Here is a 26140-nt window from a genome sequence, read left to right on the forward strand (position 1 = left end):
TCAGTTATTTAGCCTCCTTCTTTCTATTTTTTGCACTTACTGGTACAAAGATTACTTTTACCGGAATGCAACACAATAATATACCCACAGAAAAGATACTGGCCAACCTGCAAATAACAGCGCTAAATGAAATGCAGCACGCTGCACTAAAGGCCAATGAAGAAAACGACAATGTATTGTTGCTGTCATCGACCGGTTCTGGAAAAACACTGGCATTTCTGCTTCCTGTAGTGCAATTACTTACAAAACAAAATAAAAGTGTCCAGGCGCTCATATTAGTTCCCTCCCGTGAACTGGCCATTCAAATTGATGAGGTATTCAGAAAAATGGCTACCGGTTACAAGGTTACCGTTTGCTATGGCGGACATAAAAGAGAAACAGAAGAGAATAATTTGGTGCAATCGCCTGCAGTTATTATTGGTACACCCGGCCGTGTAGCAGATCATATCCGACGGAATAATTTTGAAACCGACGCCATCACTACATTGGTGTTGGACGAATTTGATAAATCGCTGGAGCTGGGTTTCCTGGAGGAAATGTCTTTCATTGTTGGCGCCCTTCCATCGGTAAAGAAAAGAATCCTGACTTCGGCAACCGAAGCTGTTCGCATTCCGGATTTTATCGGAATGGTTTCACCAGCAAGACTGAATTTTTTATCGCCTTCCGAAAAACCTGCAGCCGACGAACTCGTTGTAAGAACCGTGCTATCGCCCGACAAGGATAAAGTTGAAACTTTGTTCCGCCTGATTTGTTCCATAGGTAACAAATCAATGATCGTATTTTGTAATCACCGTGAATCGGTAGAACGCACCAGTCATTTTTTAAAAGAAAAGGGAATTGTGAATGTATTTTACCATGGAGGAATGGAACAGCAGGAAAGGGAAAGTGCCATGTGCAAATTCAAGAATGGTACTTCCAATGTATTGGTTACAACTGACCTTGCTTCCCGTGGACTTGATATTCCTGATATAAAATATATCATTCACTTTCACCTGCCACCTACGGCAGATGTGTACACTCATCGCAACGGCAGAACCGCCCGTATGGATGCCGGCGGTAAATCAGTATTGATTTTGTCTGAAGATGAAAAACTGCCGAACTATATAACAGGCCATACAGAAGCCATTGAATTGCCGGAAAGAATTGAGTTGCCAGAAAAACCCAAATGGAGCACTTTATTTATAGCAGCAGGTAAAAAAGATAAAGTCAATAAAATTGATATCGTAGGTTTCTTATCGAATAAAGGGCTGCTAAAAAAAGATGACATCGGTTTAATAGAAGTGAAAGATTTCTTTTCTTTTGTCGCAGTGCGGAAGTTAAAAGCAGGCTCCGTGCTGGAGTTGATTAAAGACGAAAAGATAAAAAATAAAAAAGTAAAAATTGCGGTAGCAAAATAAGTTTGTCCGCAACTTCAGTTTTCTTTTGGTTTAAAAGAAGCAATAAAATCAGTGACTGTGTTGCAAAATGCTTCAGACTGGTTAAACATAAACGCATGTTGTACGGGCAATACAAACACTGGTAACTCTTTCAGTTCATTTTCAAATTTCTTCAACCTTACACCATCTTTTTCAGTGGTTAAAATAATTTTATCCTCAGAAGCGATTTTACTAAACTGCTTTTTTATTTCAGCAAGGTCACCACTGTCAAAAATATGATGATCCGGATAACGCAGCATATCATAGGTATGCACCTGCGTTGTTAAAAAATCTTTCAGCGGTTTGGGATTGGCAATACCACAAATCAGTAACACATCAGTGCTATGTGAAATTGCTGACGGTACTTTTGAAAAAAGATGATAGGGCGTTCCATAAATGATCTCAGTAAAAAAAACCTGTTGATTTGGCGAAGGTTTCAATTCTTTTATAATCTGGTCTCTTTCGGCTTCTTCCAGGTTACGCCTGCATTTTGTCACAACAATAATTTGCGCACGGGTTGCGCTTGATTTAATATCTCTCAAATCGCCGCCGGGCAGTATAAAATCACGGGTATATAAATTGTTGTAGTCTGTCAGTAATATATTTAAGCCGGCTGTAACCTGCCTGTGTTGAAAGGCATCGTCCAGAATGATTACCTGAGTATCTGGTCTGTCATGCAACAATTGCGGTATTGCTTCCAGCCTTTCTTCACCTACAGCTACGCTCACATCAGGAAATTTTAAATGAAACTGCATTGGTTCATCACCTATATCAAGCGCCGTGGTATTCTCATCCGCCAGTCCGTAACCTTTGGTTTTTCTTTTATAACCCCGGCTGATAGTGGCTGTCGCGTAATCATTTTTTAAAAACCGCAACAAATATTCCACCATGGGCGTTTTACCGGTTCCTCCTACGGCCAGGTTACCCACGCATATAACTGGAAAATTAAAGGAAGCAGATTTGAGATAATTTTTATCAAACAATTTGTTTCTAATCCATAATATCATTCCATACAAAAATGATAGAGGCAGCAACAGATATCGGAAACTTTTTAGCAATAAATAAATTTTAGAATGTAAATATACGTTCGGGTGTAATGCAATAATCCAGCCTGATATCGTAAGGATTTACGTCGTCAATAACGTCTATGGCATCAAAATAACTAAACCCTATTTTGATACTTTTGGGGCTGCATTTATTTAAAAAACGGTCATAATACCCCTTGCCATAACCTACCCTGTTACCGGTTTTGTCAAAACTTATTAAGGGAATAATGGACAGCTCTATTTCAGATGCAGGGACGGCAGTGCAACCGACAGGCTCGTCAATTCCATATTTATTGGTCTCAAAATAACTGTCATCATCTACCAAAACTGCCTGCATTTCGCATTGGTTTTGATCATTCATCATGACAGGGTAGAGTAATTTCATATCTCTATTTTTAAAGAAGCAATAATCTGTAATTAATTGAGGATCAAATTCTGACATTTTTTGAAACGGAGAGTAGGTAAGTATTATTGTCGGGATGTCAATAGGCAACCGTTGAAAATGAATCAGCATCAAGTCACTCATTTTCTCTCTCTCAGAAAAAGAAAGTTGTTGTCTTTTCGTTTTATAAAGATTCCTGATTTCACTCTTGTACATCGTTGTTTGTAAGATTGGGCCAACAATTAAAATAATGTGGAAGAAACAATTTTATTGGATAAAGATAGAAAAGATTGTAGTGCCGTAATTGCGTTCGGCGTGGTAGTGATCAAACCTTTTATAGTCATTACGCGGCGTATGTTCCAGCACAAACCAGCCTTTTGTTTTAAGTAAACCTTTGTCAAATATTTTTCTAGGAAGTTCGTCAATAGTTCCCAACGCATAGGGCGGGCCTGCAAAAATGAAATCAAACTGATCAGCACAATTGTCGATAAATTTAAAAACATCTGACTTTACCAGTTTAAAATTTTCCAGTGCCAGGGAAGCTGAAGTTTTTTTTATAAAGTCAAACATGTTATTGTCTTTTTCAACAATGGTTAAGTCCGCTGCTCCCCTGCTGGCAAGTTCGTAACTGATACTACCAGTGCCACCAAAAAGATCCAGTGTTTTAAGTCCATCAATATCAAGGTTATTCTGAATGATATTAAACAAACCCTCTTTGGCAATATCTGTAGTTGGCCTAGTGTAAGGCATATTCGCAGGCGGATTTATTTTTCTGCCACCGTGAATGCCGCTGATTATACGCATGCTGCAATTTCAAATAAATGACTAAAATAATGCGGAGCATAATTTTTTATTCCTTCATCATAAGTAAATGTTTCGGGTAGTGAGCAGAACCTGATCTCCGGCAAATATTTTTTTAATTCCTTGTATAAAGCAGACTCCTGGTCAATCATTCCATTTAATACCACTTCCGTCTCCTTCAATGGCGCTCCAAACTGTTCACAAATACTTAATAAATAATAAGCCGCATCCTCAGGTAACTTGTAGTCAAATTGCTGGATGATTTGAAGCTGACCATTTTTTATTAATTGCACCATAAAATGGTTAGTACTAAAAATACAATACAACAAATTAATGGTGTCCTTTTTTGCACCGGACAATATGGAATATAAATGCCAGTGCGCAGCGGATGGATATAAATTTGCTACCACTTCTTCTACAGATTTTGGTATACGGTAAATATTTTGCAAATTAAGCTGGTATACCAAATCACTTTTGGTGACGCTTTCATCCTCTTCTCCATAAACAAGGTTCAGCATTTCTGTAGCAGTCGCAGTATTTACAAAACGGGCCGGCACAAGTAAAGCCTCAGAAAAAGCGTAAATAATACTTACTTTTTTAAACGATTGGCGAAGCAACGGTTGTTCGCTTACAATGTCTTTAAAATAATCCGCTGCTTTGTCGTTTGTTGTGGCAGCACTGAAATGATAAACTGATAGCGCAAAACAACTGTTGTCTGCAGATAATGCCCAGTAAGAAATGCCCTGACCACTTAGCTCGATAAATAAACTGCATCCTGCAGTATCCGGTACATCGGTCAGTATATTGAAAGTTGAAATCAAAATGTGTGTTTAGGCTGGCAAAATAAGATAAATTTGCCAACTTATGGAAGTAACAGCACCAATAAAAGATTTAAAAGTAACCGTAACCAATAAACAGATACTTTCCATAGCCCTGCCCATTACCCTGGCTATAATTGTTCCCCAAATTAATATGCTTACCAATAGTATATTCCTGGGCAATCTTAGCATTTCTGCTTTAGGTAATGCAGGTATTACCGGCGTTTTTTATTTAATATTTGCAGTTGCCGGAAACGGCCTTAACAATGGACTGCAGTCGGAATTCAGCAGATATGCCGGGGCAGACAATTCCAATGCTTTTAAAGTGATATTGGCGCAGGCTATACGCATCAGCCTTCAGTTAGCGATCGCTGGTATTTGTGTTACCTGGTTTATTGCGCCATTTATATTGCAGCAGGTTGCTGACCCGCTGGCTTATCCGCAGGAGATGTATTTTTTAAAAATCCGTATTTTGGGTTTGCCTTTTTTGTACCTGTTTCAAATGGGCAATGCATTCCTGGTGGCTTCGCTTAACAGCCGCTACCTGATGATTGGTTTTATTGCCGAAGCCGCCGTCAATATACTACTGGATTATTTACTTATTTATGGTCACTGGGGGTTGCCTGCCATGGGTTTCAACGGAGCTGCTGTCGCTTCTGTAATAGCCGAAGCTTGCGGTTTGATGGTATTGTTATTTGTAATTTATAAAACTGGCTTAAAGAAGGAGTACGGGGTGCTTACTACTTTTAAGTATGATAAATCTACTACCCGGGAAATTATTCGGATTTCTACGCCACTGATTACACAGTATGTGATCAGTGTTACCACCTGGCTGGTGTTTTTTATTTTTATTGAAGCTTTGCATGATCAGACAGCAAAAGCTATCAGTAATACCATGCGGAATGTGTTTGGCTTAACCGGAGTCTTTGTATGGGCTTTTGCAGGCACCTGTAATGTAATGGTCAGTAATTTAATGGGGCAAAAAAGAGAGGACAAAGTGCTGGAAGCTATTAAACGAATTATGCTCTGGTGCTTCGGCTTGTGTGCTTTTATGTGCTTACTCGTCAACATTTTTCCTGCTGCATTTTTTAGTTTGTTTGGCCAGGGTAAAGAATTTGTAAAGGCAGGTATACCAGTAATACGAATGGTGAGCTGTGGTTTGCTGGTGATGAGTATTGCCAACATATGGTTAAATGGGGTTACCGGTACGGGTAAAACAACGGTGAATTTAATGATTGAAATAGTTGCCATTACCTGTTATCTTATCTACACCTGGATATTCATGAAAATTCATTACATCAATCTTACTGTAGCATGGAGCAATGAATTGATCTACTGGTCGACCATATTTGTTCTTTCCTTTACTTTTCTTAAAAGCGGAAAATGGAAAACCAGGATCCGTTAGGCCATTCATTTTTTCTTTATCAATAGACAATTGACAGCAATTTTATTTTTTGGATAGTGGGCGACCCTCTCATTTAGAAAACCGTAAATAGTCTTCTATAACATAGTGTTATCTATTACAGGAACATCCTTCACTTCCATGTTTAGGATGAAGCTACTGCGGGTAATAAATTGACTATAGCAATTCAGTAATGCTGCTCTTGTTCAGCAACTTTAAGGGGTGCAACTTTGTCTCAGAAAGGAAAGGTATAAAGCCAAACCGATTGAACCAATATCCGGCAGCAAGGTGTTTTGAAGCTGTAATTACAGGAAACCGGGCTTATGCTGTTAAAAGCGACGATGGCCAAAAAACTAATAAAACCAATATCTGATGCGGGGCATACAGCATCGCCTCATAAAAACCAGTCAACCCAATATCTAGATCTATGCTGTAAGAAGCGATGATGATCCAAAACCAACAATCCGATACCCCTAGCCTATGCCCTTAAAAGCGACGATGGCAAAGCTTTAGTCAGGAAATATCTTTGATATGATTTTTGTAAAATAACCAGGCTAAATGTAATCCTGAATCAGCCGGTGCATGCCGGTGATTGAAATTGGCTTCCACAGCGGTTTAAAAATACAGCTGTGGAAGTTTTTGGTTTAGCGACATTTGTCCCGGGGGTAACTCTTTATTAGTTTTAGACAGTGCATAAAAAAAGCCGCAAATTTCTTTGCAGCTTTTCCTACTATTTTCTGACTACTAATTTGATTTCCAGGTATTGTTTGTGGCGTCCATATCAGGCAGAATCTTGTTAGGGTCTAACACAACACTCACCAGTTTTTCTGTTGTGGGTAATTTTACCTTCCAGGTATGGGTGTTGTTCCAAACTTCAACAGGTAGCCTGATAACATCTTTTTTTCCGCTGACAGTTTCGTAAGCCAACGTTACCGGCATTGCCATCTGGTCTAGATTTGCAATTGTTACAATTGCACCATTTGCCTCTGAATCCTTTTCGTATTTCACAGATTCTATGGCCTGGTCAAGCTTGTAATTTTCCAGGAACCATCCTTTCCAAAACCAGCTCAGGTCTTCACCCGCTGTATTGTCCATTGTTCTGAAAAAATCCCAGGGTGTCGGATGTTTGAAAGCCCAGCGCTGAATGTACAACCTGAAGGCATAATCAAACCTTTCCGGTCCCAGAATTTCGTTGCGCAATAATTCCAACCCATATCCGGGTTTAAAATACAAAGCAGTACCAATATTGGCTTCCTTCATCGCATCGGGCGTGTTTAAAATAGCTTCACTGTTTGGGTTAAAAAGATATTGCGCCATCTGCTGCATATTTTTCGGCTCTTCTTTATATTCACCATTATTAAAATCCTCATGCGCCAGTGAATTGATAAATGTATTAAAGCCTTCATCCATCCAGCCGTATTTGCGTTCATTGCTTCCTACAATCATAGGAAACCAGGTATGCCCGAACTCATGATCGGTAACACCGAAAAGTCCTTCCTGCGTTGCTCTTGATCCGCAGAAAACAATACCGGGATATTCCATACCGCCCACATTGCTCGCCACATTGGAAGCCGCAGGGTAAGGAAATTCATACCATCTTTTGCTATAATTCTCAATACTTTTTTTGGTGTATTCTGTTGCTCTTCCCCACGCTTTGTCTCCATTGCTTTCAGCAGGGTATACACTCATTGCCAGCGACGTTTTGCCACTCGGTAAATTCATTTTTGCCGCATCCCAGATAAAAGCTTTCGAAGAAGCCCAGGATACATCTCTTGCATTGGTAATTTTATAATGCCAGGTAAGCGTTGTTCCTTTTGGCCTGGCGGCAGGATCCGTCACTTCTTTTTCTGAACGTATTATTACTGTCTTATCACTTTTCTTTGCACTTTCATAGCGTTGGTTTTGTGTGGGAGTAAGTACTTCGGAAGCGTTTTGCAATTCACCACTCGCTACAACGATATGGCTTGCCGGTACGGTAATGTTAAAATCGAAATCGCCGTATTCAAGATAAAACTCGCTCGGTCCCAGGTAGGGCAATGTATTCCATCCCTGTACTTCATCAAATACGCACATGCGTGGATACCACTGCGCAACAGCAAAAATATCGCCATTCTTCGTTTTTAAAATGCCGCAACGGTCAGCACCGTACTCCGGTATCGTAAACGAAAAGTCCATTTTTATTTTGATTGATTCGCCACCTGCTTTAACTGGTTTTGCCAACCGTATCTGCATTCTTGTATCCGTAATGGTATAGTTAGCTGAAGCATCATTTATTTGTACGTTACTGATATTGTCACCTCCATTAAAACCGCTTTTGGCATCACCATACCGGCTGCGGCTATCAACCGGCATACGCGCCTGTCCGCGACTTTTATTATTAAATAAATTCTGATCTAACTGCAGCCATAAAAATGGCAGGTCATGCGGACTGTTATTTTTGTAAGTAATTGTTACCGTCCCGGAAACCTGGTGTGCTACTTCATTCAGGGAGGCACTGATCTTGTAGTCGGCCCTGTTTTGCCAATAGCCAACATTGGGTTCACCTGATGCAGCCCGTGTAATGGTTTCACCATTTGGATAAAACAAGGGAGAAAATAATGCATGCGGATCATAGGCAGATGCAAATTTATCCTGGGAGAATCCGGCCAAATAGAAGGTAAGCAACAGCACAACAGAGAAACATTTTTGTATCATATATTGATTTTAATATTTAAAAGTAATTTAAAAAAGTTTTTAAAAGATCATATTAACGATAACGGCTCACTAAGTTTTCTCAGACTTAAAAATGGAATTACTGAAGTTGTTTCAAAAGTTTCCTACCATCTGCTTTTATCAGCGGATCATCTTCTGTCTGGTTGGGGAGCGACAGCATTTTGTTCAGAATGGCGATAGCCTTGCTGTCTTCATCATTTTTTTGATATGCTCTTGCCAGTTCAAAATAGTTTAGAATAAAACCGGCGGTGATACTGTTGGATTTTTCAAAAGCTGCGATGGCCCCGCTGATGGTACCAACGGGTATAGTGCCATATAATAATTTTGCCGCAGTACGCTCAATAATATTTAATTCACTTAATTCAAAATTCCATCTCCCTAATACATGCCATGCTTTAAAATTACGCGGATCATTTTTTATGGCAATATCAACGTACTTCCGGATTTCTTTGGCAGTTGAAATCTTTTCTTTGCCGCTTTTGTTCAGTGAACTTCTGCCCAGCGCAATCGCCATTACGCAGTTGGATTCAGCGTTGTTGGGATCTATTTTTAAAGCAACGTCGGCATACATCAACGCAGCTTTATAATAATCATTCGTAACAGCTTTATCTGCTTGCCGTTTTCCGATTCTGCTGCACAATTCGCTGCATTTATTGAGTGCATTGATATTAGTAGGCTGTAATTGTAGTATCTGCTTATAGGTAATAAAAGCAGCATTTTCATTGGGAATCGCTTCAAACCTGTTGGCTTCTTTGAGCAACAGGCCGATATCCTGGGCAGCTGCCGGGAAACAGTACAGTAAAGAAAACACAAACACTATTGTTTTTATCATGAGAATGCTTTGGAATAACTAATACCCACAGTTCCCTGGAAATTGGTAATCGGCGGATTTAATTTTTTAACGCTAACGCTTACGGTTTTTATTTTCTTGTCAAAGCCCCCTACCCGCTCAGCTAATTCCTGCACAACCGTTTCCAGCAAGGGGGTTGGTACGTCCATCACTTGCTTAATGATGGCGTGCAATGCTACATAGTCAACCGACTGATGCAGTTTGGTAATTGTTTCCGGTGCATCAATCACGACATCCATGTTTACTTCAAAATCATTGCCCAGTATCTTTTCTTCCTTAAACATCCCGTGAAAAGACCGAAATATAAGACTATGCAGGTGAATAGTAATCATCAAAAATGATTAAAGGTGAACGGAAGACATACATATTAAACCAATTGATAACTGGCAATAAATCCGCACCAGTATCAAGCGACGCTATTCTTCAATGCAGGTAATTGCTGCTTTAATGAACATGTTCTTTTGCACCTAAATATCTTTCGGCATCCAAGGCAGCCATGCAACCGCTGCCTGCAGCGGTTACCGCCTGGCGGTATATTTTATCCTGCACATCACCGGCCGCGAAGACGCCTTCGATATTTGTTTTCGATGTACCCGGAATTGTTACAATATAACCGGCCTCATCTGTAGTTATCCAGTCTTTAAAAATATCGCTATTAGGATGATGACCGATTGCAACAAAAAAAGCACTAACCGGGATAGTTGATTTTTCCCCTGTTTCATTGTTTTTTATGCGCACCGCTTCTACCTTTTTTTCTCCTACAATTTCATCGGTTTCACTGTGCCAGTAAACGGTTATATTCTTTGTATTCAACACCCTTGTTTGCATTACCTTGCTGGCACGCATCTCTCCTTTTCTCACAATCATGTGCACATGCGAACAGATATTGGAAAGATACAATGCTTCCTCAGCAGCAGTGTCTCCGGCGCCGACAATGGCCACTTCTTTGCCTTTAAAGAAAAAACCATCACACACAGCACAGGCACTTACCCCATACCCGTTAAGGCGCTGCTCGCTTTCTATGCCCAGCCATTTGGCCGAAGCGCCAGTTGAAATAATAACCGCATCTGCTTCAATCCACTTTTCTTCGTCAATTTCGATTTTATAAGGCTGGGTTGTAAAATCTACTCTGGTAGCAAGTCCATAGCGGATATCCGCTCCCATTCTTTTCGCCTGGTTCTCAAAATTCACCATCATATCCGGGCCTTGTATTCCTTCAGGATAACCGGGATAATTTTCAACTTCGGTAGTAATAGTTAACTGGCCGCCAGGTTGTATTCCCTGGTATAATACTGGTTTCAATCCTGCTCTGCTGGCATAAATGGCAGCTGTGTAGCCTGCCGGTCCGGAACCTATGATTAAACAATGAACTTTTTCTGCTGTTTGATTTTCCATATTTTTCTTATTGCCGGTCAATTGTTTTTCAGGCGTCGCAAATTTACACGATTATTTGTTATATAAAATGAAATGACTTGATAGCGTGTACACCGGTTTATTATTCTTATAAAGCGTTATTGACCCTAATTAATAGCAGAATTCTATCAACTAATTGCCTTTTTTGGAAACATAACTATTTCGGAACAATCAATGTTTTGTAGTCTGCGGCATAACCGTAAAAGGCGCCCAATGCACCATTACTCAGATTACCAATTACCTTATTAGGTTGGGCAAACGGGTTGCCAATACTTTGATACGCAAATTCCCAGGTACTCCAAAAGGTATAAGCCGCCTTGTCAATATTACAAAGCTTCATAGAGATCGTATCTCCTCTTTTAAAATAGTTGCTGTCAAAAGAAACTTTATTATTCCTGTCAATGCCAGGTTCAATCTGGAACTGATAGGTAGTGCCATCGATTACCTGATCGTCGAATACCGAATTGTCGCCGGGTAAGAACTGTCCCTGGTTTTTCTTTGTAAAGTACCTCACGTAATTACCCAGGCCCGGTGGATCTGTAGCTTTCAGGAACAATACAACATCGTTGGTATCTTTAGCAAAAGGCGCCCGTTTCCACCATAAAGAATCTACTTTTTTTGCCAGGGAAGGGATGCTTGTAGTTGCGGTATAATCTTTTCCTTCTGTGGTAATATGCAAAGTATAGCTTGTATTCAACTGGCCTGTGAAGGCTGTTGACAGATTGGATGAATCGATACTATACAAGTAAACACTGATGCCGGGTGTAACCCGGTAAGTATATTCTTTAAGTTGTTGAGTAAGCGTACCATTGGAGATTGTAACAATGGCATTGTGTACAAATGACTTGGAAAGTAATTGCGGATTAATGGAATCAAAAAAAGAAAAACTGTTGTTCAGCACCACAATTGGCGCTTTACCATTTTCAATTTGTGCGTCTACTACCAAAACTGTTGGTGCTGCATTCAGATTGAAGTTGATATCTTTCTCGCAGGAGAACAACAGAACACAAAGGATAACAGGAATGACTAACTTCTTCATACAATACAAATCAATTTTATAACACACACTTTTCACGTAAGCATATGCAGCGTTGTAACACCGGCAATCAATGAATGTTTGTTATGCTTACTTTTAAATTAAAAAAAATCCCCGGAGATAATATCAGCGGGGATTTTCAATTAAGGTAAATATATTTATCCCAGGTATGCCTTTAAAGCACCGCTATACCTGGCTTTCTGTAGTCTTTTAATAGCCCTTTCTTTTATCTGGCGGATACGTTCTTTAGTAAGATCATATTTCTGACCTATTTGCTCAATAGTAACACCATTTTCGCCATCCAAACCAAAGTATGCGTTTACTATCTCAGCTTCACGTGGACTTAATGATTTCAACACCCTGCGTATTTCATTGCGCAGTGAGTCGTGCATTACATCTTCATCCGTTTCGGCACCTCCTTTTAACAAGTCGCCCATTGCTACGTCTTCTGCTTCATGCACGGGAGCATCCAGTGAAGTATGACGGGTGTTGCTTTGGAAAATATTGTTGATTTCAGTTTCACTCATTTCAAGTAATTCTGCCAGTTCCTCTGTTGAGGGTTCACGCTCATGCTCCTGTTCAAAAGCCATATAAGCTTTATTGGCTTTATTATAGGTGCCGATTTTGTTCTGTGGCAAACGGACCAAACGTCCCTGTTCGGCTAACGCTTGCAATATAGATTGGCGTATCCACCAAACTGCGTAAGAAATAAATTTAAAACCTTTTGTTTCATCAAATCTTTGCGCCGCTTTAATCAAACCCAGATTACCCTCATTGATCAAATCGCTCAATGAAAGCCCCTGGTGCTGGTATTGTTTTGCAACGGATACCACAAAACGCAAATTCGCCTGTACCAGTTTATCCAGTGCACGCTGATCGCCCATTTTTATTTTTTGGGCCAGGATCGTCTCCTCTTCCGGAGTGATCATCGAAATTTTTGAAATTTCCTGCAGGTATTTTTCAACCGCCTGTGAGTCACGGTTGGTAATCTGCGTTGCGATCTTAAGTTGCCTCATTTGCTTGTTTTAATTCAGAAATATATAACGGTCATTAGACAGTAATGTTGAAGAAATAGTTGCAAAAAATTAGTTAATCTGCAAAGAATTTCATAAAAATAGTGCAAATGTACGTCTAAAAATCGGCAATTCATAGTGTAAATCAAAAAAACAATGATATAAATCATGATTTATTGCACCTGATCCTTCGGTTTAATTTAAAACGTGGAGTTCGCCATTTTATGCTGTGGGCTGCAACCTTTTCGTTAAATGGAACAGTGCAAAATTTACACCGGCCTTTAAATTCAACTGCATTGTCACTTACATTTGCAGCATGATAACTGATTTACGCTCTGATACTTTTACCAAACCCTCCCCTGCCATGCTGGAGGCTATGTTTACGGCTTCCGTTGGAGACGACGTGTTTGGAGAAGACCCCTCGGTAAATAAGCTGGAACATATGGCTGCCGAAATGTTCAAAATGGAAGCGGGCCTTTTTTGTCCCAGTGGAACTATGACCAACCAAATAGCTATTAAGGTACATACACAGCCGGGAGATGAAGTCATCTGCGAAAACCTGAGCCACGTGTATATTTATGAAGGCGGCGGAATCGCCTTCAATAGCGGGTGCCAGGTAAAGGCAATTAAGGGTGACAGGGGAAGATTAAACGCTCTGGCGGTCAGCGAAGCCGTTAACCCATCTGATATTCATAAGGCCAGAACGAGTTTAGTAAGCTTGGAAAATACAGCAAACAGAGGTGGTGGATCTTGCTACACTTTTACTGATATTCAACAAATTAAGGAAGTTTGTTTGCAAAATAATTTGAAGTTCCACCTGGATGGCGCACGGCTATGGAATGCGATGGTAGCAAAGAAGGAAACTGCTTCACAATACGGAGAAATTTTCGATAGTATTTCTATTTGTCTGAGCAAAGGATTGGGAACGCCTGTGGGCAGCGTACTGCTGGGCACAAAGGATTATATTCAAAAAGCCAGGCGAGTAAGAAAAGTGTTTGGCGGCGGAATGCGGCAAGCGGGGTATTTGGCGGCGGCAGGCATTTATGCATTGGAAAATAATATTGACAGGTTGGCGGAAGACCACCTGCATGCGCAACAAATCACCAGTGCGCTGACAAAGAAAAATTGGGTCGGCGAAATAATGCCGGCTGAAACCAACATCATTATTTTTGAAGTGCTGGCTCCTTTTTCACCTAAATCGCTTGCAGATAAACTGGCTGAATTTCGTATCCAGGTAATGCCTATTTCGGCCACACAGGTGCGAATGGTTACTCATCTTGATATAACAACTGAGATGGTAAAAAATTTAATCAATATCATAGGTACTTTATAAATATTATTGCATCATTTCGGGCAAGATTATTATTGGCAAACACACATAAGTTAACTTTGTCCGAAGGTTCTTAATCCATTAAAATATAAACAATGTTTCCAAAAATTAGCCCCATTACCACCCAATCGTGGCAAGCTTTGCAACAGCATTATACGGAAATGAAAACTGTTCAAGCGAAAGACTTATTTGCAGCAAACCCCGATCGTTTCAACAACTTTTCTATAACAACAGATGATATCGTATTCGATTATTCAAAAAATAATATATCTGAAAGAACATTGCAGCTTCTTCTTAAGTTAGCGGCGGACTGCCAATTGGGTGATGCCATCAGCGCTATGTTTGCCGGCGAAAAAATCAATGCAACAGAAAACCGGGCTGTATTGCATACTGCACTTAGAAATTTTTCAGGTAAACCTGTTATTAGTGATGGCAAAGATGTTATGCCCGACGTAATTAAAGTACAACAGCAAATGAAAAGTTTTTGCGGTAAAATTCATTCTGGTGAATGGAAGGGATATACCGGCAAAAAAATAAAATACATTGTCAACATTGGTATTGGAGGCAGTGATCTCGGCCCCGTTATGGTTACAGAGGCACTAAAGCCTTATTGGGTGGATGGCATTGAAACTTATTTTGTAAGTAATATTGATGGAACGCATATTGCCGAAACGCTGAAAAAGGTGACGCCGGAAGAAACCATCTTTCTGATTGCTTCAAAAACTTTTACCACGCAGGAAACTATGACCAATGCGCATACTGCAAGGGATTGGTTTTTACACCATGCAATTGATAAAACGCATGTGGCCAAACATTTTGTAGCACTGAGTACCAATGAAACTGATGTTGTAAAATTCGGCATCGCCCCGGAAAACATGTTTGTTTTTTGGGATTGGGTTGGTGGCCGTTACAGTTTGTGGAGCGCTATCGGTTTATCCATAGCTCTTACTATTGGATATGATAATTTTGAAGCCTTGCTGAAAGGTGCTCACCAAACAGATGTTCATTTTGCAACAACAGCTTTTGAAAAAAACATACCGGTATTAATGGCGCTGGTTGGCATATGGCATGCCAATTTTAATGGAACTGCTTCAGAAGCTATTCTTCCTTATGATCAGTACATGCATCGTTTTGCCGCCTATTTTCAACAGGGCAATATGGAAAGCAATGGCAAATATGTTGACCGAAATGGCCACTCAGTTGAATATGCAACCGGACCAGTTATCTGGGGTGAACCCGGTACCAACGGACAGCATGCTTTTTACCAGTTGATTCACCAGGGCACACAAAAAATTCCCTGCGACTTTATTGCTCCTGCTATCAGTCACAACCCGATCGGTGAACATCATAATATTTTACTGAGTAACTTTTTTGCCCAAACAGAAGCCTTAATGAATGGCAGCCAGGACAAAGATCCGTACAGGACTTTTACCGGTAACAGGCCAACCAATTCTTTTTTAATTAAGAAAATTACGCCGCATACTTTAGGGCAACTGATTGCTTTATACGAGCATAAAATTTTTGTGCAGGGTGTAATCTGGAATATTTTTAGTTTTGATCAGTTTGGAGTGGAACTGGGTAAGGTACTTGCAAAAAAGATACTGCCGGAACTGGAAACAGCTGATCCTGTGAGCTCGCATGATTCATCAACTAACGGCTTAATCAATTTGTTTAAGCAGATGCGGTAAAAACACTTTCACATAATAGCAAAAGTATGAGCAAAACCAGGATGGTATTGTTATTTGTTGCGTTGCTTATTGCAGTCGGATTTCTCATAGAAAGAAAAATCAAACACAACACGCCGCCTTCAATCAATGCAATGGGTCTTGTATTGCAGGACCTGAATGGAAAAGAAATTGCCTTAAGCGATTTAGCCAACAAACCGATGGTGCTTAATTTTTGGGGCACCTGGTGCGGGCCTTGTCTGCAGGAAATTCCAGGTTTTGAAAAGGCAGGAAAGCAATTTGGCGACAAGGTCAATATCGTTCTGATCTCAGATGAATCACCAGAAAAAATAGCAGCCTTCAGGCAAAAAAATAATTGCCAGTTATTGTATGTTCACTCATCTAAACCATTTACCGATTTAGGTATTGAAGCTGTGCCTGTAACTTATTTTTATAATGCTGCCGGAGAATTGGTTACTGCAAAAAAATCGGCTCTTAATGAAAATGAACTTTCTGCGGCTATTAGAGAGATAATTCAATAACCCTGCAATTTTTAAGTTCTGCATTTTTAAATTAATTACTTTAAATAAAAAAATAGCATGTAATGTTTAAAGTAAATCAACAAGTATGAAACATCCAATACTGTTTATTGTATTCATCTTAATGTGCGCAATAACTGCAGCTCAATCAAAAACAACGGCAGAACTGGAAAAGAAAATAAAACAGGATGTAGAAAAAGAAATTCCGAAACTGGAACAGCGGTTAAAAGCATCGAAATTCAATATCGTTCAAATAGAATTTACACTGGATACATTCAGGCTTGAATTGTTATTTGAAAAACATCTTGCATCTAATTTTGCTGATTTCAGTATGGCAGATGCGACTTATGAAACAGCAAAATTATGCGACAGCCTGCTGAATAAATACTATAAAAAGCTATTGGCAGCCTTAAAAGGTGATGATAAAAAAGTGCTGATCCAGGCACAAAAAAACTGGATTGCTTTCAGGGACAGTGAATTCAGTTTGGTTGAGACCATCAGTAAAGAGGCATACGCAGGTGGTGGAACAATGCAACAACTTACAGAATCCTCAGCTTACCTAAACCTGGTAAAAAGCAGAACAGTTGCTATTTTCGGCCATTTTATACGAGCTACCCAAAACGAATAGCACAGTTGCTGAATTTACAAATCAAACCAGTAATTCAACTTCACCAAAAAGATATTGGTGGGAAAAACTTTTGATAACTGGCTGTGTATGTCTGTTACAGAATTGCTGCCGGGGTTAATGAAATTGGTTCTGTCGTTGCTCCATACGAAATATAACTGCGAGCCCGGACGGTATTCATAACGGAAGACAAAGTTGGACCTGAACTGGTAAAAATTAAAATCAGGATTGTGAATGATTATATCGGTAACTCCATCGCCATTATCATCAACCAGGTAATTGTCACTTTGTAAAACAGAAGTTGAGAGAGCCTGAAACCTATTACTGTAAATACTATTTTTAGGCTGCACTACTTTTTTAAAGCTATTGAATTTACCAACCGAAGCAAACGGGCTGCCATAATACTGCAGCGATAAGTTGTTGGTGATATTGTAGTCAATACGGAAAGTTGCACCCAGGTCATGCTGATCTATCCGGGCTAAAACAGGCGCCCGCTTTCCGCTGCTGAAAAAAGCATCTGTGTATTGCAGCTGATCCATATTGGAAGTATAATTTAAATTGAGCGACAATTTAAGTGTATTTATAGGTTGTACGGTTATACCCGGGCTTACCAGGAAATACTTCCCTCTTTTGTTCTCAAAAAAATAACTGCCCTGGAAATTGAAGGCGACTTTTTTAGCAAAATCGGATTTAACCAATATTGATTCCATCCAACTCGGCGGTATGAGCAAGGCCTCCCCACCCCTTAACTGGCGTATGTCGAGCGACTGTGAAATATGATTCAGGGCAGAGGTAACATTCCACCTGTTTAAAAATTCCAGGTAAGTCGTTAAGGTATAATCGGAAGATAAATAATGCCCCTTGAAATCCCAGTTATTGTTTTGTTTTAAGCCAATGGTATAAGTGCGGAAAACAGCTACCGGCGTATTTACAAAATAAGAAACGGCATTGCCTTGTTTAATCAGATCGGCCGTTTGCATATACCCAATATCATTCAATTCAAGTGTTGGGGAACGAAAGGTGAGATCTGTTGAATAACGCCACAATCCCTTGCTGCCCTTGCCGATTTTTATTTTACCGCCAATCCCTGACAGTTGTGTAAGGGTGCTATCGAAACGGTAAGCATCAGGCCGCTGAAAATACCTGGCAGACGACAATTGCAAATCACTGATTGCTTCGGTTGATCCGTTAATATTGCTGGCGGTAACTTTTGCATCCACAAAAAATTCCTTGTCCTTCCACTGGTGCAGCAAATCAAGTCCGCCGGTAAATGCATTGTGGTTTATAAAATTTAAATGCGGATCACTGAAGAAGCGGTTGGTAGATGTAAAGATGCCTCCCAGCACGGTGTTGCCGTTTCGATAATCCTGCTGCATTCTTCCAACAAAATAATTCGTCAGTGGTTCAACGGTAACTTTTTTACCACCAGACGGCGTGCTAATGCTTGCTCTTTCATTGGCAGTTAAGCTTTGCAGTACCACTACAGACAGGCCTTTCTGCGTTTTGCCGCTTAATTTGGCTGCACTTAAAATGGTCGTGTTGTCAGGCATTTTAAGATATTCATTTGGGCCCAGCCCAGGCATGTAGGAAGGTGCATGGCCAATGCGTCTTGAATAAAAAAGACTGAGATCATCAATATCAAAACTAAAAATATTTTTTCCTTCCAGGAAGAAAGGGCGCTTCTCTTCAAACAACGGTTCAAACGCAGTTAGGTTCATCACCGAAGGATCCGCTTCAACCTGGCCAAAATCGGGATTGATGGAAAGATCAACCGTGAAGTTGCTTGACAAACCTATTTTAGCATCGAGCCCGACCGTGCTGCTGGATACATGGCCCTTGCTGGCGAATATATTGTTGGGATCTTTTTGAAAGGTTTTCATTTTGCTCAATCCTGATACAAGCAATTCTATCCTTTGTGATTTCGGCAAATTGCTGATGCCTTTTAACTCACCAAATAAATACAGCATACCTGGCCCGGTGAAAGATTGTTGCTCCCAATCACTTTCTTCCTGCAGGCGATTTATCCACCGCCAGAAATGCAATCCCCATACCTGGTTCTTTTCGCTGCTGTAACGCAACTGGCTTAATGGTATGCGCATTTCGGTCGTCCAGGCAGAATCTTCCATGGCTGTCTTTGCGTACCATACGGCATTCCAGTTGGCATCGCCTACCATTGGATTGGTTAAGATGGCATCATATTTCTGTCCTGCCGCAGTTACGTCAAACTCAAATCCCGTGCGGTGATCGTGGTAGCTGTCAAAACAAATACCAATGACATCTCCTGCGAATTCATCCCTGCGGCCAGCCTTACGTTGAATTTTTTTTGGCTCGTGATCGACTGCCCTTACCGCTACGTAAAGATTTTCATCGTCGTATAAAATTTTAAAAAAAGTTGATTGAGAAGGTTGCTTTCCTTCGGCAGGAATCCATTGTTTAAATTCGCCGGCCCATTCACCAGTGTTCCAGCATGCATCATTCAGTACACCATCCAGTTTGGGTTTTTCGCCCACCAACCGGGTGGTGGTATAAACGGGTTTAGGCTTTGATGAATCATTTGAAGGATGCGAAGGAAAAGGATTCATCGTAGCAAATACCCCATAACCGCAATAAATATTGAACCAAAAAAACAGGGCAGCAAGTTTGAACATACGCAGCAAAAATATTGACAAAGCAACTTTGTTCCTAAAAAAATAATGAAGGTTTTTGCAGCAAGCTGCTACATAAAAATGTATGAAAAAAATTCACAGCAGAACCATATGTATTTGCTGCAAGATGAAATATGTACTTAGTTTAACATATCATTGAGGGGGCCAACATGCTACCTGGTATATATTTACACCCCATGGCTAAACTGTCAATCCTTTTATTTTTCAACTTTTGCACTTTGATCCTGCATGCGCAAAACGATATACTGGTTTTGAAAAAAGGCGACCGCATTGTTCAGTATTTTTATAAAGATTCTTATATCAGTTTTCAGTTAAATAATAGGGAATGGATGAAGGGCATTATCAACAAAATTGAAAATGATTCTTTTTATTTTACCAAGGTAATGGTGAGGTATTATACAATGGGCTCTGATACTACCTATGTAGGTGGTTACCATTTTGCGGTAACGGATATATTCTCATTGCCCAAAAGAGGAGTTCAAATTGATTTTACGGACGAACGTTTTAGCATTACAAGAAACGGTGGCCACCAGCACTGGTACTGGATAAAATCGGGCTGGCTTTTCAGGGCGCTGGGTATCGGCTATGCTTCACTAAACGTTGTGAACTGCATCATAGACCACGATTTTACACACCTTGGCAGCAAGCTTGGTATTGCAGCCGGTGCTGTGCTGGTTGGTATAGTTTTAAAGCACAGCTATCAATTAACACACCGGCGAAGTGAAAAATATCACCTTGAAACCATTAAAGTGTCAGGCAATAACCCGGTTTTACAATGATGCAGTGGTTTAATTGCGGCATAGCTGATAATTGATAAAACTGATTATATAATTTTTGCATCGTTAAATTATAACCACAAGAACGGGGCATAAATAAAGTGGCCGTGTATAAGTTAATATACGCGGCCACTTTAGTAAGCTTTCAAATATTTTAGTTCTTTACTCTATCATTGTTCTAAGCTTATCAATTTTTATTTCGTGATTACAAAATGATACTTACCTGAACCTACCTGCAACAAAACATATCCTTCTTCTGTTCCTGAAACTTTAATATCCGCTATAGTTGAAACCGCTTTCCCGTTTTCTGTCACAGCTGTTGCAGCGGTCGCCGGTACATATATGGTTGCTGTTGTGTTGGCCGGTATCTCCACGTCCATTAAAATTTTATTGTCTTCTGTTTTCCAGCCACTGCTAAACGTGCCGTAGTAAGTTTGCAAAGAGGCTGATGCATTGGTGAATCCGCCGCCTACATGTGGTTTAACCCTGATGTGCTTGTAGCCAGGACCATCTTCGTAGGTATCCAATCCTACCATTTGGCGGTACATCCAGTCACCGATTGCGCCATAAGCATAATGGTTAAAAGAGTTCATGCCGGGTGTTTGAAAAGTACTGTCGGGCTTTTGTCCGTCCCATCTTTCCCAGATAGTTGTAGCACCCATTTTTACAGGATACAACCAGCTTGGATAATCCTGCTGAAGCAACAAACTATATGCAATATCCGAGTAGCCAAATCTTGTAAGCACATGACACAAATAAGGCGTACCTAAAAAACCTGTAGTTAAATGTGTGTCATAACTTTTTACGTTTTCAGCGAGTCTTTCAGCTGCCTGTTTGCGTAAATTTTCGGGCAGCATATCAAAATTTAAAGCCAGCACATATGCTGTTTGCGTACCCGATACTAACCTGCCGCTAGGTGTAACATACTCTTTTAAAAAGGCATCTTTTACACGCTTCAATAATGCGGTATAGGTGGCTTCGTCGTCCGCTTTATTTAATACTTTACTGGTATTGATCAGCAACTGTACCGAGTTGGCATAAAAGCACTGGGCGATTAAATATTTATCCGTAACAGCTGATCGTCCATCATTGTCATCAAAGGGACGATAGAACAGCCAGTCGCCGAAATGAAAACCTATGTTCCACAAATCGTTTTTACTTTTATCAGTCATAAATTTAACCCATGCCTTCATACTGGGGTACTGCGTTTCCAGTATTTTTTTATCTCCATAAGCGAGGTACATGTTCCAGGGAATAATTGTTGCAACATCGGCCCAGCCTGCAGATCCGCCATTGTCCGGCCCCAGTACATTCGGGATAACATGTGGTATTCTGCCATCGGCTAACTGATCGGCCGCAACATCTTTCATCCACTTATCAAAAAAATTATTTACCCCAAAATTAAAGCTCGCTGTTCTGGAAAAAGCCTGCGCATCACCTGTCCAGCCGAGGCGTTCATCCCGTTGCGGGCAATCGGTGGGCACGTCCAAAAAGTTTCCTCTTTGTCCCCATTGAATATTGTGCTGCAACTGGTTTACCAAAGCATTGGAAGAACTAAATGTGCCGGTCGGCTTCATATCTGAGTATAAAGTAACCGCTGTAAAATTATCGGGATTTATTGTACCGGGATAGTTCTCTAGCTTAATGTAGCGAAAACCATAAAAGGTAAAATGCGGTTCAAAAGTTTCCTCTGCTCCACCTTTTAAAATATAAGTGGCGGTTGCTTTTGCAGCTCGCAGATTTTCTGTATAAAAATTGCCTGCCTTATCCAGTATTTCCGCATGTTTGATCACAATTTTATCGCCTGCATTTCCTTTGGCTTTTACAATTACCCACCCTACGAGGTTCTGTCCAAAGTCAAGTACTTTTTCACCGGATGGCGTCGTGATTACTTTAATGGCTTTAAATGTTTCATGCTTTCTTACCGGCTCATTTTCGGTAGAGATCAAATTATCAAATGTGGTCGTTAATAAATTAACGCCTTTCCATCCGCCATCATTATAACCTGTCGCAGCCCAGCCATTTTTTTCCTCTCTTGCATCAAAGGTTTCGCCATGATAAATCTCAACTGACTTGATAGCACTGTTGGTTGATTTCCATTTATCATCAGTAACGATTGCTTCTCTTGTGCCATCAGTATATACCACATTCACCTGAGCCAGCAAACCTAATTTTTTGCCGTAAATATTTTTGTTGTCATCCCACGCCAAAAAGCCACGGTACCAGCCATTACCGACAGTTGCACCGATTACATTGTTGCCGTTGCTAAGCATATTGGTAACGTCGTAAGCCTGGTATTGCAGGCGCTTGTTATAACTTGTCCAGCCCGGTGCCAGGTAAGCATCCCCTACCCGTTTTCCGTTTAACTGTACTTCATACATACCATGTGCGGTAATATACAAAGTGGCTGATTTTATTTTTTTAGCCAATGCAAACTGGTTGCGGAATAAGATGGCGGGCCTGTTAATGGAGTCTTCAACATAACCGGCTTCAATCCATTTGGCTTTCCAGTCGGCGGTGTTCAGCAATCCCATTTTAAAAGAAGCTGCTTCACTCCAGGGAGAAGCTTTGCCATTGTTATCCCAAACTCTTACTTTCCAGGTATATTTTTGATCGCTTTGTAAAGGGCTTCCTGCATAATTCAGCTGTACAGACTGACCACTTGAAATTTTTCCTGATTTCCATGCAGATCCTTTGTCGGTAGTTACATTGATCTCGTATGCGGTTTGCATTGTGTTTCTTTTTTCTGCAACAAGTTGCCAGCTAAACCGTGGAGCTTGTACACCAAGCGCAATGGGATTGGTAAAATTTTCAGTCAATAGTCCCTGCACTTTTATTTGCGCAAAGCTCATGAGCAGGCATAATTGAAGGAGAGCAGAGAAAGTAATTTTTTTCATGGCAAGTATAAGGTTGATTGTGTAATGATTGGTGAAAGTACAAGATAACGCATTGATAACTATCCTGTGCTGTCATGACATGCAATTGCCTGTTCGACATCAGCAGAATTAACCTACAATTTAACCCCATCTCTTATTATGAAGGAATTAAAAGTTGAACTTATTTACGCCGCTTTTTAAAAGCAATGTTTTTCCTTTCCATACCAAGTACCCTGCAGTATTAACAGGAAGACTGATTTCAACTGTCCATTTATTGTTTTCGTTTCTATAGCTGGTACTTATTATGCCATTCGGATGCGGCATTGATCCGCTGACATTCTTAAGCTTTCCCAGATGCGGTTCTATCTTCACTTTCGCAAAGCCGGGCGCATCAGAATCAATCCCTAAAATAGTTCTATAAAATTCAATATTTGGGCTGCTGCCCCAGGCGTGGCAATCAGAGCGGGTGCCGCTGACGTCCGACATCTCGGCCCAGGTGGTCATCCCCAAATCAATGTTTTCCTGCCACTTGCCCAGCCATTTTGAATAGTCATTTCCAAGGCCTGCTTTTATCAGTGCCTGGTGCAAATAATATTTAAAGTAGATAGATGCCTGTGCCATGGATGTATCTGATAATAATTTTTCACCCAATGCAGTTGCTTCTTTTCTGGTGATCATGCCTGCAAGAACGGCCAGTGAGTTGGTGTGCTGAGAGAACAAATCTTTATCTTCTGTATCTGCATACAGCAGTCTCGTTTTATCCCAGTATTTTTTTTGAATGGTCTGTTTTAATTGTGCCGCTTTCCTGTTATAGAGTTTTGCATAATCCATAAAACCGATGGCAGCTTCCATTTCTGCAGCCACTTTGTATGTCCACATTAACTGCAGATCCAGCACGGCTGAATAGCCTGATTTACCGATGGGCGCCTGTCCATAATCCCAGCCCCTGCGATGCTCTACCCAATCAGAAAAAATCCAGTAAGGCACATCTTTTAAAGAGCCATCGGCGGTTTGATAATGTTGAAAGAAATTCAATACCTGCCGTTCTCCCGGTAGTTTGTCTTTTATAAAAATGGCATCCGGGCGATACATCCAGTAGTCGTGCAACATACCAATCCACCACAAAGAAAAAGTTGGAATCTGTTGCTGCAGATCTGTCGGGTAGCGACTCAGGGTAATGCCCTCCGCAATGCGGCTGTGATCCATGAGCGTTAACGCGTTTCTTACCAAGCGGTCATCGCTGGTATTGTACAATGTAACAAGCGCCTGTATCCTGGCGTCACCTATATATTGCAACTGTTCATAAAAAGGACAATCCATATAGGTTTCAAAAGCACAAAGCCTTGCGGTACGCCAGCCAATTTCCAGTATTTTATCATCCACTGCATTGCCCGAGTGAAAACTTGTTTTTTGCACAAAAGGATAGCCGGTGAATGTGCCATAGATATCATCAATTACAAGCGCTTCATCTTTGGTTGTTACCCTTAGCTGTATGTAACGGTAAGTGCGCCACCAGAGGCATGTGTATTGTTGTCCGTCTGATCCATCTGCAACAATGCTGTCTATTTTACCAATAAAGATTTTTCCATCTACGTCATTGCGGTTACCCTTTCCCCTGCCCGATTTGGTTTTTTCATTTCCCTTTGAGTATAAAGCTTCGGCATAAGACAAGGAAATGCCGGCATTGTTGCCTTTGCTGAAAAGCAGTGAGGGATAAGCATTGGTTAAAAAGCCCTGATCTAACAATAAGGTTGCGGTTGTATTGGCAGGTATGGTAAAAGCTGCTTTTACCGCGGGAAAATTGACTGGCGCGGGGATGCCCTCTGTCTTGCGCAGAGCAGATAAGCGCTGCATTTTTAATTCCATTGGTGGCAAGGGAGATGGCACCAGCATCCACCCTCTTGAATCTCGTGCTGCATCCTTTGTTAAGCCACTGCCAATTGACCTGGATGATTGCCATTTGCTGTCATCATAGTTTATTTGTTGCCATCCCTTCACATGATCTTTCATCTGTACCACTTCCCCCGGACCTGCCACATAGTAACCGGGAACATGTGTTTCAAGCGGTGCATAGCTACTGTCTTTAATACTTTTCCAGGTTGCGTTGGTGTTGACTATTTCTTCCGCACCGCTGTTGCCCTGCAAAATAAAACCTGTCATATAAGTAATCTGCGCCTCGGGCTTTTGCTTGCCATCATTCCAAACCAATGCCGCAATTGTATTTTTACCAGCCTGCAAATAGCTGGCGATGTCCACTGTTTCAAAATTCCAGAAATATAAATCACCTCTTGCAGGCCCGAGAGAAACCAATTGTTCATTTACAAATAATTTATACCGGTTATCTGCGGATACATGCACCACAAAAGAAGCTGGCTTTGCCGTTAGCTCAAAGTTTTTACGGAATTTATAAACCCCGTACTCTTTTGGCGGCGCATACTTCGCCGCAATCCATTGGGCTTTCCATGGGTGTTGCATCAATGATTCGCTGAGGATTTGCGCCTGGGTGGTACTATAAAAAAACAGGCTTAAAATAAGTGTAACGACACGTGAGTTTGCATTCATAAATTGAAGGTAGCAAGTGTAAATTAATAATCGTGTGCGATCGAAGGGTAAGCAAACTAAATTTTGATATCGTCTTTGGGAACAATTCAAATTACGTTAGACTTTCTGATTCTTTTAAAATCATCATCTATCGATTGCAATATTTTCAAACAAATTAAAATGCGAAGCAGAAACAAAATTGTAAACAATATTGTCCGCTTCGCATCATTTGTAT

At 40.6% G+C, this 26140-nt stretch carries 20 protein-coding genes; 7 read left to right on the forward strand and 13 right to left on the reverse strand.

All coding sequences use genetic code 11. The annotated features are described in order from the left end of the window. Window positions 1-65: 65 nt before the first annotated feature. Window positions 66-1397 (forward strand): DEAD/DEAH box helicase, encoded by a 1332-nt coding sequence (locus QWZ08_RS18205; protein WP_290338950.1) that lies wholly within the window; start codon window positions 66-68, stop codon window positions 1395-1397. Between the two features lie 14 nt (window positions 1398-1411). On the opposite strand, the gene lpxK is transcribed toward QWZ08_RS18205, so the two are convergent. From lpxK to QWZ08_RS18225, 4 genes are read right to left on the reverse strand one after another with little or no spacing between them, the layout of a single operon-like run. Beyond that, window positions 1412-2473, reverse strand: coding sequence for a tetraacyldisaccharide 4'-kinase (lpxK, locus tag QWZ08_RS18210; protein WP_290338951.1), 1062 nt, complete (start codon window positions 2471-2473; stop codon window positions 1412-1414). 10 nt (window positions 2474-2483) lie between these two features. Beyond that, entirely contained in the window at window positions 2484-3059 is a 576-nt protein-coding gene (locus tag QWZ08_RS18215; protein WP_290338952.1) for a 5-formyltetrahydrofolate cyclo-ligase, read from the reverse strand. A gap of 51 nt (window positions 3060-3110) precedes the next feature. Next, complete coding sequence (locus QWZ08_RS18220) at window positions 3111-3647, reverse strand: RsmD family RNA methyltransferase (RefSeq protein WP_290338954.1); 537 nt, start codon at window positions 3645-3647, stop codon at window positions 3111-3113. After that, the gene (locus QWZ08_RS18225) at window positions 3638-4465 is read right to left on the reverse strand and encodes a DUF3822 family protein (protein WP_290338955.1); all 828 of its coding nucleotides are present in this window, start codon (window positions 4463-4465) and stop codon (window positions 3638-3640) included. The genes QWZ08_RS18220 and QWZ08_RS18225 overlap by 10 nt, the downstream gene beginning before the upstream one ends. Before the next feature lie 43 nt (window positions 4466-4508). Here QWZ08_RS18225 and QWZ08_RS18230 point away from each other — a divergent pair, with 43 nt between their 5' ends. After that, window positions 4509-5867 carry an MATE family efflux transporter gene (locus QWZ08_RS18230; protein WP_290338956.1) on the forward strand — a complete coding sequence of 453 codons (1359 nt, stop codon included), beginning with the start codon at window positions 4509-4511 and terminating at the stop codon, window positions 5865-5867. Between the two features lie 741 nt (window positions 5868-6608). Here the strand turns inward: QWZ08_RS18230 and QWZ08_RS18235 are convergent. The 6 genes from QWZ08_RS18235 to QWZ08_RS18260 all read right to left on the reverse strand — a co-directional run bounded on the left by QWZ08_RS18235 (window position 6609) and on the right by QWZ08_RS18260 (window position 12891). Next, a complete protein-coding gene (locus QWZ08_RS18235) occupies window positions 6609-8558 on the reverse strand; it encodes a M1 family metallopeptidase (protein WP_290338957.1) in 1950 nt (649 codons plus the stop codon). Between the two features lie 97 nt (window positions 8559-8655). Further along, the gene (locus QWZ08_RS18240) at window positions 8656-9408 is read right to left on the reverse strand and encodes a tetratricopeptide repeat protein (protein ID WP_290338958.1); all 753 of its coding nucleotides are present in this window, start codon (window positions 9406-9408) and stop codon (window positions 8656-8658) included. Then, complete coding sequence (locus QWZ08_RS18245) at window positions 9405-9758, reverse strand: dihydroneopterin aldolase (RefSeq protein ID WP_290338959.1); 354 nt, start codon at window positions 9756-9758, stop codon at window positions 9405-9407. The genes QWZ08_RS18240 and QWZ08_RS18245 overlap by 4 nt, the downstream gene beginning before the upstream one ends. Window positions 9759-9870: 112 nt before the next feature. After that, a complete protein-coding gene (trxB, locus tag QWZ08_RS18250; RefSeq protein WP_290338960.1) occupies window positions 9871-10821 on the reverse strand; it encodes a thioredoxin-disulfide reductase in 951 nt (316 codons plus the stop codon). A 175-nt stretch (window positions 10822-10996) separates the two neighbouring features. Next, window positions 10997-11878, reverse strand: coding sequence for a DUF4249 domain-containing protein (locus tag QWZ08_RS18255; RefSeq protein WP_290338961.1), 882 nt, complete (start codon window positions 11876-11878; stop codon window positions 10997-10999). A 155-nt stretch (window positions 11879-12033) separates the two neighbouring features. After that, on the reverse strand, window positions 12034-12891 hold the full coding sequence (locus QWZ08_RS18260) for a sigma-70 family RNA polymerase sigma factor (protein ID WP_290338962.1): 858 nt from the start codon (window positions 12889-12891) through the stop codon (window positions 12034-12036). A 313-nt stretch (window positions 12892-13204) separates the two neighbouring features. Here QWZ08_RS18260 and QWZ08_RS18265 point away from each other — a divergent pair, with 313 nt between their 5' ends. From QWZ08_RS18265 to QWZ08_RS18280, 4 genes are all read left to right on the forward strand, one after another. Beyond that, window positions 13205-14221, forward strand: coding sequence for a threonine aldolase family protein (locus QWZ08_RS18265; RefSeq protein WP_290338963.1), 1017 nt, complete (start codon window positions 13205-13207; stop codon window positions 14219-14221). Window positions 14222-14313: 92 nt separating this feature from the next. Next, on the forward strand, window positions 14314-15906 hold the full coding sequence (gene pgi / locus QWZ08_RS18270) for a glucose-6-phosphate isomerase (protein ID WP_290338964.1): 1593 nt from the start codon (window positions 14314-14316) through the stop codon (window positions 15904-15906). Window positions 15907-15932: 26 nt separating this feature from the next. Further along, window positions 15933-16424: a TlpA family protein disulfide reductase gene (locus QWZ08_RS18275; protein ID WP_290338965.1), complete on the forward strand. Its 492-nt coding sequence runs from the start codon at window positions 15933-15935 to the stop codon at window positions 16422-16424. Window positions 16425-16509: 85 nt separating this feature from the next. Continuing rightward, a complete protein-coding gene (locus tag QWZ08_RS18280) occupies window positions 16510-17049 on the forward strand; it encodes a lysozyme inhibitor LprI family protein (protein WP_290338966.1) in 540 nt (179 codons plus the stop codon). Between the two features lie 14 nt (window positions 17050-17063). Here the strand turns inward: QWZ08_RS18280 and QWZ08_RS18285 are convergent, their stop codons facing one another. After that, a complete protein-coding gene (locus tag QWZ08_RS18285; protein WP_290338967.1) occupies window positions 17064-19694 on the reverse strand; it encodes a DUF5916 domain-containing protein in 2631 nt (876 codons plus the stop codon). Between the two features lie 194 nt (window positions 19695-19888). On the opposite strand from QWZ08_RS18285, the gene QWZ08_RS18290 reads away from it, so the two are divergent. Continuing rightward, complete coding sequence (locus QWZ08_RS18290) at window positions 19889-20491, forward strand: hypothetical protein (RefSeq protein WP_290338968.1); 603 nt, start codon at window positions 19889-19891, stop codon at window positions 20489-20491. 191 nt (window positions 20492-20682) lie between these two features. On the opposite strand, the gene QWZ08_RS18295 is transcribed toward QWZ08_RS18290, so the two are convergent. Both QWZ08_RS18295 and QWZ08_RS18300 read right to left on the reverse strand, forming a co-directional pair. Then, a complete protein-coding gene (locus tag QWZ08_RS18295) occupies window positions 20683-23385 on the reverse strand; it encodes an alpha-L-rhamnosidase (RefSeq protein ID WP_290338969.1) in 2703 nt (900 codons plus the stop codon). A 147-nt stretch (window positions 23386-23532) separates the two neighbouring features. Next, entirely contained in the window at window positions 23533-25926 is a 2394-nt protein-coding gene (locus QWZ08_RS18300; protein WP_290338970.1) for an alpha-L-rhamnosidase-related protein, read from the reverse strand. Window positions 25927-26140 lie beyond the last annotated feature (214 nt).

It is taken from the genome of Ferruginibacter paludis, from assembly GCF_030409685.1.
Lineage (GTDB): Bacteria > Bacteroidota > Bacteroidia > Chitinophagales > Chitinophagaceae > Ferruginibacter > Ferruginibacter paludis.

Excerpts from the sequence above, each read along its gene's own strand:
- QWZ08_RS18275 (WP_290338965.1), top strand. The coding sequence starts at position 15,933 with ATGAGCAAAACCAGGATGGTATTGTTATTTGTTGCGTTGCTTATTGCA.
- trxB (WP_290338960.1), bottom strand. The coding sequence starts at position 10,821 with ATGGAAAATCAAACAGCAGAAAAAGTTCATTGTTTAATCATAGGTTCC.
- QWZ08_RS18300 (WP_290338970.1), bottom strand. The coding sequence starts at position 25,926 with ATGAATGCAAACTCACGTGTCGTTACACTTATTTTAAGCCTGTTTTTT.
- QWZ08_RS18240 (WP_290338958.1), bottom strand. The coding sequence starts at position 9,408 with ATGATAAAAACAATAGTGTTTGTGTTTTCTTTACTGTACTGTTTCCCG.
- QWZ08_RS18215 (WP_290338952.1), bottom strand. The coding sequence starts at position 3,059 with ATGTACAAGAGTGAAATCAGGAATCTTTATAAAACGAAAAGACAACAA.
- QWZ08_RS18265 (WP_290338963.1), top strand. The coding sequence starts at position 13,205 with ATGATAACTGATTTACGCTCTGATACTTTTACCAAACCCTCCCCTGCC.
- QWZ08_RS18220 (WP_290338954.1), bottom strand. The coding sequence starts at position 3,647 with ATGCGTATAATCAGCGGCATTCACGGTGGCAGAAAAATAAATCCGCCT.
- QWZ08_RS18255 (WP_290338961.1), bottom strand. The coding sequence starts at position 11,878 with ATGAAGAAGTTAGTCATTCCTGTTATCCTTTGTGTTCTGTTGTTCTCC.
- QWZ08_RS18245 (WP_290338959.1), bottom strand. The coding sequence starts at position 9,758 with ATGATTACTATTCACCTGCATAGTCTTATATTTCGGTCTTTTCACGGG.
- pgi (WP_290338964.1), top strand. The coding sequence starts at position 14,314 with ATGTTTCCAAAAATTAGCCCCATTACCACCCAATCGTGGCAAGCTTTG.
- QWZ08_RS18205 (WP_290338950.1), top strand. The coding sequence starts at position 66 with ATGCAACACAATAATATACCCACAGAAAAGATACTGGCCAACCTGCAA.
- QWZ08_RS18260 (WP_290338962.1), bottom strand. The coding sequence starts at position 12,891 with ATGAGGCAACTTAAGATCGCAACGCAGATTACCAACCGTGACTCACAG.
- QWZ08_RS18285 (WP_290338967.1), bottom strand. The coding sequence starts at position 19,694 with ATGTTCAAACTTGCTGCCCTGTTTTTTTGGTTCAATATTTATTGCGGT.
- QWZ08_RS18290 (WP_290338968.1), top strand. The coding sequence starts at position 19,889 with ATGGCTAAACTGTCAATCCTTTTATTTTTCAACTTTTGCACTTTGATC.
- QWZ08_RS18230 (WP_290338956.1), top strand. The coding sequence starts at position 4,509 with ATGGAAGTAACAGCACCAATAAAAGATTTAAAAGTAACCGTAACCAAT.
- QWZ08_RS18280 (WP_290338966.1), top strand. The coding sequence starts at position 16,510 with ATGAAACATCCAATACTGTTTATTGTATTCATCTTAATGTGCGCAATA.
- QWZ08_RS18295 (WP_290338969.1), bottom strand. The coding sequence starts at position 23,385 with ATGAAAAAAATTACTTTCTCTGCTCTCCTTCAATTATGCCTGCTCATG.
- QWZ08_RS18235 (WP_290338957.1), bottom strand. The coding sequence starts at position 8,558 with ATGATACAAAAATGTTTCTCTGTTGTGCTGTTGCTTACCTTCTATTTG.